At 62.6% G+C, this 11,715-nt stretch carries 10 protein-coding genes and 1 tRNA gene; 4 read left to right on the top strand and 7 right to left on the bottom strand.

Annotation, left to right across the window (positions count from 1 at the left end):
- Positions 1-180 precede the first annotated feature (180 nt).
- The 5 genes from A3AI_RS0110390 to dapA form a co-directional block, all read right to left on the bottom strand.
- Complete coding sequence (locus A3AI_RS0110390; protein ID WP_024515520.1) at positions 181-1,176, bottom strand: hypothetical protein; 996 nt, start codon at positions 1,174-1,176, stop codon at positions 181-183.
- A 410-nt stretch (positions 1,177-1,586) separates the two neighbouring features.
- The gene (locus tag A3AI_RS0110395; protein WP_024515521.1) at positions 1,587-2,162 is read right to left on the bottom strand and encodes a peroxiredoxin; all 576 of its coding nucleotides are present in this window, start codon (positions 2,160-2,162) and stop codon (positions 1,587-1,589) included.
- A 66-nt stretch (positions 2,163-2,228) separates the two neighbouring features.
- Entirely contained in the window at positions 2,229-2,702 is a 474-nt protein-coding gene (gene smpB / locus A3AI_RS0110400) for an SsrA-binding protein SmpB (RefSeq protein ID WP_024515522.1), read from the bottom strand.
- Position 2,703: 1 nt separating this feature from the next.
- Entirely contained in the window at positions 2,704-3,120 is a 417-nt protein-coding gene (gene mscL, locus A3AI_RS0110405; protein ID WP_024515523.1) for a large conductance mechanosensitive channel protein MscL, read from the bottom strand.
- A 42-nt stretch (positions 3,121-3,162) separates the two neighbouring features.
- Positions 3,163-4,053 carry a 4-hydroxy-tetrahydrodipicolinate synthase gene (dapA, locus tag A3AI_RS0110410; protein WP_024515524.1) on the bottom strand — a complete coding sequence of 297 codons (891 nt, stop codon included), beginning with the start codon at positions 4,051-4,053 and terminating at the stop codon, positions 3,163-3,165.
- A 325-nt stretch (positions 4,054-4,378) separates the two neighbouring features.
- Here dapA and A3AI_RS0110415 point away from each other — a divergent pair, with 325 nt between their 5' ends.
- Both A3AI_RS0110415 and A3AI_RS0110420 read left to right on the top strand, forming a co-directional pair.
- Positions 4,379-6,574 carry a lytic transglycosylase domain-containing protein gene (locus A3AI_RS0110415; protein ID WP_051382344.1) on the top strand — a complete coding sequence of 732 codons (2,196 nt, stop codon included), beginning with the start codon at positions 4,379-4,381 and terminating at the stop codon, positions 6,572-6,574.
- Positions 6,575-6,765: 191 nt separating this feature from the next.
- Positions 6,766-7,629: a tetratricopeptide repeat protein gene (locus A3AI_RS0110420; RefSeq protein ID WP_084800886.1), complete on the top strand. Its 864-nt coding sequence runs from the start codon at positions 6,766-6,768 to the stop codon at positions 7,627-7,629.
- A gap of 12 nt (positions 7,630-7,641) precedes the next feature.
- On the opposite strand, the gene A3AI_RS0110425 is transcribed toward A3AI_RS0110420, so the two are convergent.
- The gene (locus tag A3AI_RS0110425) at positions 7,642-8,331 is read right to left on the bottom strand and encodes a hypothetical protein (protein WP_036047988.1); all 690 of its coding nucleotides are present in this window, start codon (positions 8,329-8,331) and stop codon (positions 7,642-7,644) included.
- A 252-nt stretch (positions 8,332-8,583) separates the two neighbouring features.
- Here A3AI_RS0110425 and A3AI_RS0110430 point away from each other — a divergent pair, with 252 nt between their 5' ends.
- Positions 8,584-8,883, top strand: coding sequence for a helix-turn-helix domain-containing protein (locus A3AI_RS0110430; RefSeq protein WP_051382345.1), 300 nt, complete (start codon positions 8,584-8,586; stop codon positions 8,881-8,883).
- Between the two features lie 127 nt (positions 8,884-9,010).
- Here A3AI_RS0110430 and A3AI_RS0110435 read toward each other — a convergent pair whose 3' ends face one another.
- A complete protein-coding gene (locus A3AI_RS0110435; protein ID WP_024515529.1) occupies positions 9,011-10,597 on the bottom strand; it encodes a porin in 1,587 nt (528 codons plus the stop codon).
- Positions 10,598-11,245: 648 nt separating this feature from the next.
- Between A3AI_RS0110435 and A3AI_RS0110440 the strand changes: the two genes are divergently transcribed.
- Positions 11,246-11,339: transfer RNA gene (locus A3AI_RS0110440), tRNA-Ser, on the top strand.
- Positions 11,340-11,715 lie beyond the last annotated feature (376 nt).

Raw genomic sequence — 11,715 nt, forward strand, 5'->3', positions numbered from 1 at the left:
AACCAAATAATGCCGGATCGGCGGTGTTCCGCCGTGCTAACCGCACCGGGCTACAGCGGCCAGCGGACCTTGTTTCCGATCTCAATGCTTGGGGACGATCGCGGGATGCCGACAGCGCAGGAAGAGCTCGAGAGGCTCAATCCCGCAGGCACCGTACGTGCGCCGGCGGTACTGGCGGCGTCAGACCGTCCCGTGAGCATCGGGGTTGAATTGCTCCGATACCGGTTCGGATCGACTCTGGCCGTGCGGCGTCTGGAGGGCACCCAAAAGATTTTTTAAGTTAACGTAGAGTTCTTTTGCGGTAAGGCTCACATCAATATTTTTGTTGCGGGCATTGAGGAAACCGCTGCCTATGCTGATTCCTGTCCCGACGACCTGGGTAATGGTTGGCCCGGGTCCCGGAACTCGCGTCGATGCAGCAGCTCCAACGGATTTTAGAATACTGCCGATTATCTCCCCGACGCGGACCTGTTGATCAGGTGTAAGCTTCTTGCCTGCTTTGATTAAGTGATAGGCCTGCTTCAACGCATTCAGTGCTTCTGTGAAAGACCAGAGACCCGAAGATGCCTTACCGGCCGCGACATGTCCGCTGAAACCAGCAATGCCGGCTATTCCCGAAGCTACGTTTCCGATCCCCCTCACAAACTGTACACCCGCATCGAGAAGCTCCTCGGTCTGCTGAAGAGAGCCCGATTGCAGAAGCTTCGTGACTTTCTGGGCTTGCGATGCACCTCCTACCGCAAACAGGCTCTCACCGACTATTCCCACTTGGTCAACGCCGGCAAGGGTCGCCACTTCAGCTAAAAGGTTGCTTAATTCACTCCCTATCTTTCCGTCGAACAGGTTAAAGCTGGCTGGTTTCGGATCCCCGGCACCGTCGCCCACTGGCGTGGGGATCCTGCGCAGAGGTTCGAGCCGAATATTTTGCGAAGCGTTTACATCCGGGTCGAGCGGGTTGGCAATTTCCGCCGGAAGGGTCTCTGGTTCGAGCGCAGCTTCTTCCGGCTGGACAGTTGCAGCTTCTTCCGGATGGACGGTTTTTGAGCCATCCGCCAACTGCCGTTGCCACGCCTGAGCCTCTTCGGCTGCATCTGAGGCAAGGGCAGGATCGAGACCGCCCAGCTCCGGATCAGCGTTTCCAATAGTCTCGACACTCGGGCGGATCGAACCTACCATCGGCTAACCTCAGGGGCACATTCAAGGTACTGCCGATCGTATCCGAACGAAAAAGAAAAGGTATCTGAAAGGTATAAGTACGCTTGCGAAGTGTTGCATCCGTAAGCAATCTGCGATGATAGCGCGCCCTGCGATGATAGCGCGCCGGCCGATCACAGCCACGACGACGAACGATGCTCGGCGAGCTCAATCTCATTCAGTTGCAGCGGAGCGAAGCGTCGACCCATGAGCCAATCCTCTCCAAAATGAGAAGATTCCGCTATCATCGAGTCGATTTGGAGTCCGCCAAACTTCAGACTCGGGACACAAGAGCATTTCCGGTTCTGATTGAATCAGAACCGGAGCTCTAGATTCTTGTTTTGACGCGTTTTCTTCACGCGAACCGGTGTCCACTTCGCTCGAAAACGCTCTCAGACCTGATTTTGCTTCAGCCAGGCCAGCACTTCGGCGGCGTTCCGGTCCGGCGGGAACACCGGATAGAACACGTGCGCAATGCGGGCGTCGTCGATGATCAGCGCGAGCCGCTTGATCAGCGTGAGCCCGGCCACCTCCATGACGGGCAGTCGCAGAGCGCGGGTCAGTTCGAGCTTCTCGTCTGACAGCACAGGAAACGGCAGATGCAGCCGCGAAGCCATCTCGGTCTGATAGATGTTGTCCTGCGTCGACAGGCCGAATACCTGCGAAGCGCCCGCCGCCTTCAGTTCGGCAAAGAGATCTCGAAACGAGCAGGTCTGCGGCGTGCAGCCGCGGGCGCCCGGAATCATATCCCAATCGTCCACAAGTGCGATCTTGCCCGGCTCGCCGGTGCGCGGATAGCCGAACACGACCGTGCGGCCGGCAAGCGACGACAGCGTCACCATGGTATCGTCGGTGGCGCGCAAGGACACTGGCGGCAGGCGCATGCCGACCAGATGCGCGGTGGCGCCGTCATCGACGGGTGCCGGGATCTTGCTCCAATCGACTTCTTGTAGATTTCGCTGGTTCATCGCGTGGTTTCCTCCGCGCACAAGGCGCGACCGCTTAGATAAGCGCGCATCCGCATGGCGCCAAGATCATCCCCTCGCCCGCATCAGGCGGCCCTTCTCCCGGCCCCAGTCGCGCTTCTTCACGGTCTCGCGCTTGTCGTGCAGCTTCTTGCCCTTGGCGAGCGCGAGTTGCAGCTTGGCGCGGCCACGTTCGTTGAAGTAAAGCTTCAACGGGATCAGCGTCATGCCTTCGCGGTCGACGGCGCCGATCAACTTGTTGATCTGCTTTCTGTGCAGCAGCAGCTTGCGTGGCCGCTTCGGCAGGTGATTGAAACGGTTGGCCTGCAGATATTCGGGGATATTGGCGTTGATCAGCCAGATCTCGCCGTCCCGCGCGTCCGCATAGGATTCAGCGATCGTGCTCTTGCCGGAGCGGATCGACTTCACCTCGGTACCGGTCAGCGCGAGCCCCGCCTCCACAGTATCCTCGATCGCGTAGTTGAACCGTGCCTTGCGGTTTTCCGCGACGACCTTGATCGCTCGCTCGTTTTTCTCGGCCACATCAAGCCTTCTTCAGCAAATCCCGGATTTCGGTCAAAAGCTCTTCCTCACGCGACGGCTTCGGCGGCGCGGCCGGGGCCGCGGCCTCGTGCCGCTTGAGCTGGTTCATGGCGCGAACCACCACGAACAACACGACCGCGATGATCAGGAAGTTCAGCGTAAGCGTGATGAAATTGCCCCAGGCCAATACGGCGCCTTGCTTTTTCGCGTCGGCCAAATTGCTGGCGGTGACCGACTTCGCAAGCGGGACGTAGTAGTTCGAGAAATCCAGGCCACCCGTGACCGCGCCGATGATCGGCATGATGATGTCGCCAACCAGCGAGTTGACGATAGCGCCGAAGGCCGCACCGATGATGACGCCAACCGCGAGGTCGACGACATTGCCCTTCATCGCAAATTCGCGGAACTCCTTCAGCATCGCCCCTGTCCCCTTCTTGCTGCGCTTCTGCGCAACGACTGGTCAGTTGATCAGTCCGGCATGAACCATGGCGTTGCGCACGGCGACGCGGGTCGGCTCGGTCACCGGCACCATCGGCAGCCGCAGCTTCTCCTCGAGCTTGCCGAGCAACGACAGCGCATATTTCACTGGCGCCGGATTGCTTTCAATGAACAGGTTCATGTGCAGCGGCATCAGCTTATCGTGCAGCTTCAAGGCGGTAGCGTGATCGCCGCGCTGCCAGGCGGTGTGGAACTCCGAGCACAGCCGCGGCGCGACGTTCGAGGTGACGGAAATGCAGCCATGGCCGCCATGCGCCATGTAGCCGAGCACGGTGGCGTCCTCGCCGGAGAGCTGGTTGAACTCCTCGCCCATTGCCGCGCGCTGCTGCGACACGCGCACCATGCTCGCGGTCGCGTCCTTGACGCCTGCGATGTTCTTCAACTCGAACAGCCGCTTCATGGTGTCGACGGACATGTCGATCACCGAGCGCGGCGGGATGTTGTAGATGATGATCGGGATTCCGATCGCGTCATTGATCGCCTTGAAGTGCTGGTAGAGCCCTTCCTGGGTCGGCTTGTTGTAATAGGGCGTCACCACCAGCACGGCTGCGGCGCCCGCCTTCTCGGCATGCTCTGCGAGCTCGATGGCTTCCTTGGTCGAGTTCGAGCCGGCTCCCGCAATCACGGGCACGCGGCCCTTGGCCTCGTCGATGCACCACTCCACGACGCGCTTGTGCTCGTCATGGCTCAAGGTCGGGCTCTCGCCTGTCGTGCCGACCGGGACCAGGCCGTGGGTACCTTCCGAGATCTGCCAGCCGACCAGGGCGCGAAACGCCGCCTCGTCCAGAGAGCCGTTCTTGAACGGTGTCACGAGGGCTGTGAAGGAACCCCGGAATTTCGTCTTGGCTGCCATGGAACTCCTCCGAAACGCCGGCCAAAGGCCGCGCTGCTCGTACGAAAGGCCCTTCATATCGGGTCTGGCTGCCAGGCGAAAGACCCGGCACCGTAGCGGCGGCCGATGTTCACCGTAAGGCGACGGGGCCATTCGGTCGCGATTTTGCCGCGGTGCGGGAGCAGAAAAACCGCGGCTGGTCGAGCGTTTACTGTTCCTTTCCGAAATATTCAGTCAATTGCAGCTAACCCTTAGGCGACCCCACGATTCGCCGCGAAGGAACGCCGTGCCCCCTTCTCCACTCGCAGCCGCACTGCGGTCAACAAGTCGCGCCGCGCTCTCCGCCATGTTGGCGGGCGCGCTGACCGTCTCGGTCGCCGTGACGGCCTTTGCCGCAAACGAGCTGATGGCCCAGAAGGTTCCGCTGCCGAAGCCGCGTCCGGTCGCCCGCAGCGTCGTGCCGAAACCGATTCCCGCCGCTGCGCCCGCGACCGCCATCGCCGTGCCCGCAGCGCCGCCCAAGATGACGGCCAGCATTGCCTCGGCCGTGCCGATGGCTCCGGCGCCGCGGCTGCGGCCAGGCTTGCCCGCGACGCCGCCGCGCAAGCCGGTCACGCCTGCCGCGGTCGCCGCGACGTCATCGACCTCGCAAGGCGACAAGAACGCGCTGGAGAACGTCATCGAGCTCCTCCGCAAGCACAACCCGGGCGACGCCACCCAGGCCGAGGCCTCGATTTCCGATCCTGTCGCCCGAAAACTTGCCGAATGGATCATCCTGCGCAGCGATGACAATGGCGCGAGCGTGGAGCGCTACCGTGCCTTCATCGAGGCCAATCCGAGCTGGCCCTCGCAGAGCTTCCTGCGGCGGCGGCTCGAAGCCGCCATGTGGGACGACAAGCGCGAGGATTCCGTCGTCTGGTCCTGGTTCGAGAATGAATCGCCGCTGTCTGCGAAGGGCCGCCTGGCGCTCGCCAAGGCAATGCTCGCGCGCGGTGACCGAACCAATGCCGAGCGGCTGGTGCGCGAAGCCTGGCGCAATGACGGGATGAGCGAGGACACCGAGAGCACCGCGCTCGACATGTTCGGCGCCCTGCTCACGGGCGCCGATCACAAGGCGCGCATGGACACGCTGCTCTACGGCAGCGAGCAGCAGGCAGGCGGCATGCGGGAGGCGAAGCGGCTCGGCGCGGGTTACGTCGCGCTCGCCAAAGCGCGCATCGCAGCCAGCGGGAAGGCGCCCAACCTGCGCGCGCTGCTGGAGGCCGTGCCGTACGAGCTGCATGGCGATGTCGGCTACCTCTTTGCCAAGATCCAGCTGCTGCGGCGGGAGGAGAAATTTACGGAAGCCGCGCAGCTGATGCTCAGTGCGCCGCGCGACCCGGGCCGCCTCTACAATGTCGACGAATGGTGGATCGAGCGACGGCTGCTCGCACGCAAGATGATCGACGCCGGCGAGAACCGTACCGCCTACCTGATCGCCCGCGATTCCGCACTTCCCAACCGCGACATCTACAAGACCGAGCAGGAGTTCACCGCGGGCTGGATCGCGCTGCGCTTCCTCAACGATCCCACCGTCGCCGCTCAGCATTTCGCTCGCATCGGGATCGGCAGCGCCAATCCGACCACGCTGGCGCGGGCCGGCTATTGGCAGGGCCGCGCCGCGGATGCTGCAGGCCGCGTGCAGGAGGCCCGCGCGGCCTATCAGTCCGCTGCCGAGCAATCGACCAGCTACTACGGTCAATTGGCCCGCGCCAGGCTCGGCCTGCCGCAGCTTGGCTTGCGCCCCGCCCCGCATAGCCGCGCCGCTGAGCGGCTGGAGATCGTGCGCGCCGTGCAACTGCTCTATGAGCTCGATGAGCGCGAGCTCGCGGTGCCGGTCCTTGCCGACGAGGGCGAGAACGGCGATCCCGAGGCGCTGGTCGGGCTTGGCGAGCTCGCCGAGCACTATGGCGACGCGCGCGGCATGCTCCTGGTCGGCAAGGCCGCGCTCAACCGCGGCCTGCCGTTCGATCATTACGCCTACCCGCTCAACGGCATTCCGCAGTACCGCGCGATCGGACCGGAGGTCGAGCACAGCGTGATCTTCGCGATTGCGCGGCAGGAAAGCGCCTTCAATCCGGCCGTGGTGTCGCCGGCACAGGCCTATGGGTTGATGCAGGTGACCCCTGATGCCGGCCAATATGTCTGCAAGCGCGCCGGCGTCACCTTCGACCTCAGGCGGATGAAGAGCGATTCCGTCTACAACACCGCGCTCGGCGCCGCCGAGCTTGGCGGGCTGATCGAGGACTATCGCGGCTCCTACATTATGACCTTTGCCGCCTACAATGCCGGCCGCGGCAGCCTCAAGAAATGGGTCGACCGCTATGGCGATCCGCGCGATCCGAAGGTGGACGCGGTCGACTGGGTGGAATTGATCCCCTTCTCCGAGACCCGCAACTATGTGCAGCGGGTGATGGAAAACCTGCAGGTCTACCGGGCCCGCTTCGGCGGCGGCATGCATCTGCAGATCGAGGCCGACCTGCGTCGCGGCGCGGTGGAATAGCCACGGTTATTCTGCCGCGCGATCGGGACGCCGTCGCTGCGCCTAAACCCCTTCCCTGAATGATTATTCCTGGGCGCGGCGCATCGCACCGTTGCGGACGCGAAGGTTGTCGTCATCCCCGGTGACTGCGATTCCTTGGTGACGCCGCGCGGCAATGCCGTGTGCCGGACAAAAGCAAGAAGACTGCGGGAATGAAGACCAAGCAACCGGCGTCCGGCGCAACGACGCGGCGCAGCGCGGCGGACGAGAAGGTCGAGCGCGCATCCTGGGCGCTGCGCGCCGGGCGGCAGGACGAGGCTGAGCGGCTTGCCTCTTCCGTCTTGCGCGCGGACAAGGCCAATTCCGCCGCCGCGTCGATCCTGGCACAAGTGCTGCTGCAGCAGGCACGCTTTGAGGAAGCCGCCGCGGCACTCCGTCAAGCCGCGAAGCGAAGCCAGGACCCGCGCCTGGAAACGTTTCTGGCGATTGCGCTTGCGAAATCGGGACATCGCGACGAGGCGATCGGCCAGCTGGAACGGACCACGAGGCAGCGGCCGCCGTTCGCGCCGGCCTTCCGCGAGCTTGCGAGCCTGCTCTCAAACAAGGGCGAGCTCGATCAGGCGGTAGCGGTGCTGGAGCGCGGCCTTCTCCTGCTTCCCGATGTGGTCGAGCTGTTGCTCGACCTTGGCTCGCTGCAGCTGCAGCAGAATGCCCGCCATCACGCGCGGGCACTGCTCGAGCGCGCCGCGGCGCTTGCGCCAAACAGGCCCGACATTCTTGCCGAACTGGGGCGAGCGCTGTGTCTTGACGGGGCCTATGACGCGGCCGCAACGCGCTATCAGCAGGCGCTCGCATTGCGGCCGGACGATGCGATGAGCCGCGCCAATCTTGCGGTGTGTCTGCTCGAGATGGGCGAGCGAGACCAGGGAGAAATGAAGCTCCGCGAGGCTGTGCGCGGGCGCCCCGACATGATCGGGCGCGCCATTCACTCGCTGGCCGCGCCAAGCCATGGGCGCTTCTTCCTGCGTAGAAGCGCGGCGGTGAACTTCCTCAACAAGTCATCCGACTTGCGCTAAAGCGCGATGAGGTCAGGCGCGAAACTTGCGGCGGTACAGTCCGGGCTCCTGCCCGACGGCTGTCGTCAATTCGTGCACGCTCCTGGTATCCTCGTCGGTGAAGGCCGCAAAGCTTGCCTTCCACGTCTCCCTCTTGACCGGCATGCATTGAGCGATCGGCGTGCCTTTCGGCAGCACGCCGGTGAAATCCAGATCGTGCCAGTGCGCCGGGAAATGGATCCAGTTGTCGCTATAACGGTCGCAATCGACCATGCCGGTCAGGGTCGTGAAAGGCAGATCGAAGCGGTTGAACGGGTGGGTGAACAGGATCGCATAGCCTTCCGGCGCCCGAATGGTCCAAAGATTGTGAAACTTGATCAGGAAACGATCGTCGGCAAACAGGGGCGAGCCGGTCACCTGGCTCGAATCGTGGAAGCTGATCGGCGAGCGCACGAATGAAAGCGAGCCGCCCGGCGGCAACTCATTGTCCCAGATGAACTCGCCGTTCTCGATTCTGACATCGCACATCAGGGGAATCAGGAAACCGGACGTCATCGCATCGATAAAGGGCGGGCAGCGCTTGACCGTGCTTTCCTCCCGGGCGTTCAGCGTGTGGAAGGCCTGCGCCGGCATTGCTTTCAGCCAATCCGGCAGCGCCAGGCTCGCAGGCTGAGGCGCAGGAATGACGCCGTGCAATTCGGCCGGGCAGCGGAATTCCAGCATGGCGGGCGGTGTGAGATCGGCCACGGCCTTAACTGCTCCCTTGAACGAGAATCTTGTTATGCCCCGCAACAGCGTGTTTGGCGGGTATGCAACAGGAGGCTAGCGATCGAGATCCGCGCCAGCAATCCGCCGGTCGCTCACAATCGCGCGCGGTGCTCGTGATCGCGGTCTTGAAGCGGCAACATCGGCGTGAGACCATTCGCACCGCCGAGCCAAGACCTTGTCTGGCGATTTGCGTTCGGAGAATCGCCCGTGCAGTTGGAAGAGTTTCGCAACTTCTGGACGCAGGTGCTGGGCGTCCCCGGCCCGCAATGGATGATCGTGATGGCCTTGCGGCCGCTCGACCAGGGCGACGGCGCAAGCGTACAGGCGATCGCCGATGCGCTGCAGGTCAACCCGACCTTCGTGACCTCGCATGCGAGGTTTCTGGAGAACAAGGGCCTCATTCGGCTGAAGGCATCCGGCGAAAAACCCGGGGCCGCGATGGTGTCTCTGACCGAGGAAGGCCGGCGGCACCTGGCTGGGCTCGCTTCGCTACAACAGGAGAGTTGAGCGGATTTGCGGGGCCAGCGGCTCCTCCACATGTCACTCAGTGCACTGTAAATCCAGGCTAACAAAGCAAAACCCCCGGCAGTTGCCTGCCGGGGGTCTGGTGAGATCCTCCGTTAGGAGGCCTCGGTCAGAAGTTGCGCTGAACGCGGACGTTCAAGAACATGGTGTTCTGGTTGGCGAACGTCAAAGCCTGGATCGGCTGCGGCGCGCCAGGCGAGAAGGTCGCAGTACCCGACCAGTTCTGCTGCAGGCCAAACCAGCCGACTTCGGCCGAGAACGTGAAGTTCTTGACCGGGGTCCAGCGGGTCACCACACCCGCCATCGCGGCAGTGTAGTTCGGGTTACAGCTGTAGGTCACGCCCAAGCCGGGAACCAAGGCGCCGAAGGCTGCGCACATCTCGGCCCGAGCCACGCCGTCATACCGCACCCAAGCGGCGCCACCCCACAAGCTGGTTGACCAGTAGGGGTCCCAGTTGTGGTTGAAGGCACCGCGGACACCGTAGGCCGTGGTCAGATGGATGTTGCCATCGCCACCGTTAGCCACCGGCAGGAAGACACCGTCGGTGGTCGCACCGAGGCCGATCGTTCCGCTGCCAGCGAACTGGTTGGGAACGCCGCCCATCATCAGGAAGCTCGGCGAAGCACCCGAGGTGGAGACCACGTTCTTGGTGTCACCCTTCGACCAGCTGGCGTCGATCTTGAAGTCGTCGCCGGGACCGGTTGGGATGTTCTTGATCTGCAACGCGAGCATCGCCGAACCACCGATCTTGGTCTCCGGATGGCCCGACAGGATCGAGTCGGTCAGAGCCGTCGCGCCCGACACTGGAGCGCCGCCAGCGCCAAGGAGGTTATACGATGCGTTGACCATATGTATCGCGCCTGACGCCTGGAACAGACCCCAGGCCTGATCGACGCGCACGTTGCCGACCACGTCAGGCATGACGAAGCCGCCATAGGCGTTGGAGAGGGCGAAACCGGTCGTAAGCGGTGTGCCGAGAGGCACCGAGAGGTTCGCCAGCGTGGTGCGGTTGAACAGCGTCGGATCGTCGAGACCGACGGTGGCCGACACGCCGTTGCCGAACTGAGCGGTGTACTGGATGTTGTTCACGCCGGTGACGGAGTCGTTGCCACCGATCAGGAACGAGTTGTTGTTGCCCGGATAACCGTTCCAAGGCGTCGCGTAGGCCGAGGACGACTTACCGAAGGTGAAGCCGGCGAACTGGATGAAGACGTATTCAACCGCGACGTAACCGCCGCCCACGCCGTCGAGCAGCGACGAGTTGCTGCCGCCGAGTGCAGTCGGGGCCGCGCCAAGCACGGTCGGGTTGGTGGTGCCGAAGTTATTGAACTGGAAGTCGCCCTGAGCGAAGGTGCGGACGACGCCATATTCAGTGGCGGTACGGGTATCAACCGTCAGCGCCATACGGGAGCGGCTGTTCAGGCGATCGGTGAACCGGTCGCCGGTGCCGAGGCCGCCGTTCCAGGCTGGCTGGCCGTAGATGCCGCCGTTGAACGTGGTGTCAACGCGCAGATAACCGCCGATCTTGATGCAGGTATCGGTGCCAGGGATGTACCAGAACCCAGCACCATACAGGGAGCAGATCCTCACGTACTCGACCGCTTTGGCCTTGACGGGAAGGTCGGCTGCCTGTGCCCCGCTCATGGCGATAAGACCCGCCGCTGAGCCGAGCATAAGGCTCTTAACCAACTTCATGTTAAACCTCCAAGTTGCTCTATCAGGGAAGGTTCCGGATCCGCTGGGTGCTGACACCCTTAAGGCTGGTTCCTTAGTCCCCGTGGGACCCGCGCTTAAGTTCCATCGCGCCTTCGGACACACCCGCTGAACGCGAGGGACTTAAGCGACAAAGCTCAAAACACGGGACGACATCGGGATGCCCCCCTCCGTCGCACCTTGAGAATTACCGAAGCACCTTGCACAAGCAACAAAGGAACCGCGTCAAACGGCTTGCTGCAGCGCGTTTTCAGACGGGTGTTGCACAAACAACACGCAAACGTGATAGAGCGGCTTCAATAAGTCATTGTTATCAAATGACTTTTAAAAACGGTTCCATTTTGTGGCTCGATCGCCCCGTAGGCAACCGACGATCCGGTTTTCCTCTGCAAACAACCGGTGGTGACCTCGAATCGAACGAGACCGGCAAAGAGTCGCGTGTCCACGCGCCTACATAATATTGAGTCGGTGAGCCGGGGACGTGCAGCGCAAGACAGCCGCCAACCAGGCCCCTCCTGATGGCTGGAATCCAACGGAGCCGGCGTAGCCGAACTTTACGATCACGCAGGCGGGATACAGCAAATCTGGTGCTTGCGGCGCGGGGCCGCGTCGGGCATATCGGCGACAGCCGGAGACGTGGCCGAGTGGCTGAAGGCGGCGGTTTGCTAAACCGTTATAGGGTTGTAAAGCCCTATCGAGGGTTCGAATCCCTCCGTCTCCGCCAGAATATGAGCAAAATCCCCGAGAAGTCGAAGCGTTTCGATTCTCTACCCACGCATAAACCCACCCACCGCGGCGCTTGAGGTGCGCCTCGATGGCTTGCCGGGTCCTCAAGTCGTGGCGCCGGCCGCGTCCGAAAAGCTCCGCCCAGGCCGTCCGAAGTTCGTTATGCCCAGCGCCGCTCTTAGCTGGTTAACCCGTGAACATCGTTACTACAGGCGAATCCTCAGGCACCTGCAGCACAAATCGATCTATATCGGCGAACGCGCTTCTGTATGCCGATCTCTCGATCATGCGGTTCAGATAACGATCGAACGGCTCACCCGCGCATAGCCCATATAATCTGGCCGCCGACCTCACGAGCCTGCTTGAGAGTAACG

Source organism: Bradyrhizobium sp. Tv2a-2, assembly GCF_000472425.1.
Taxonomy (GTDB): Bacteria; Pseudomonadota; Alphaproteobacteria; order Rhizobiales; family Xanthobacteraceae; genus Bradyrhizobium.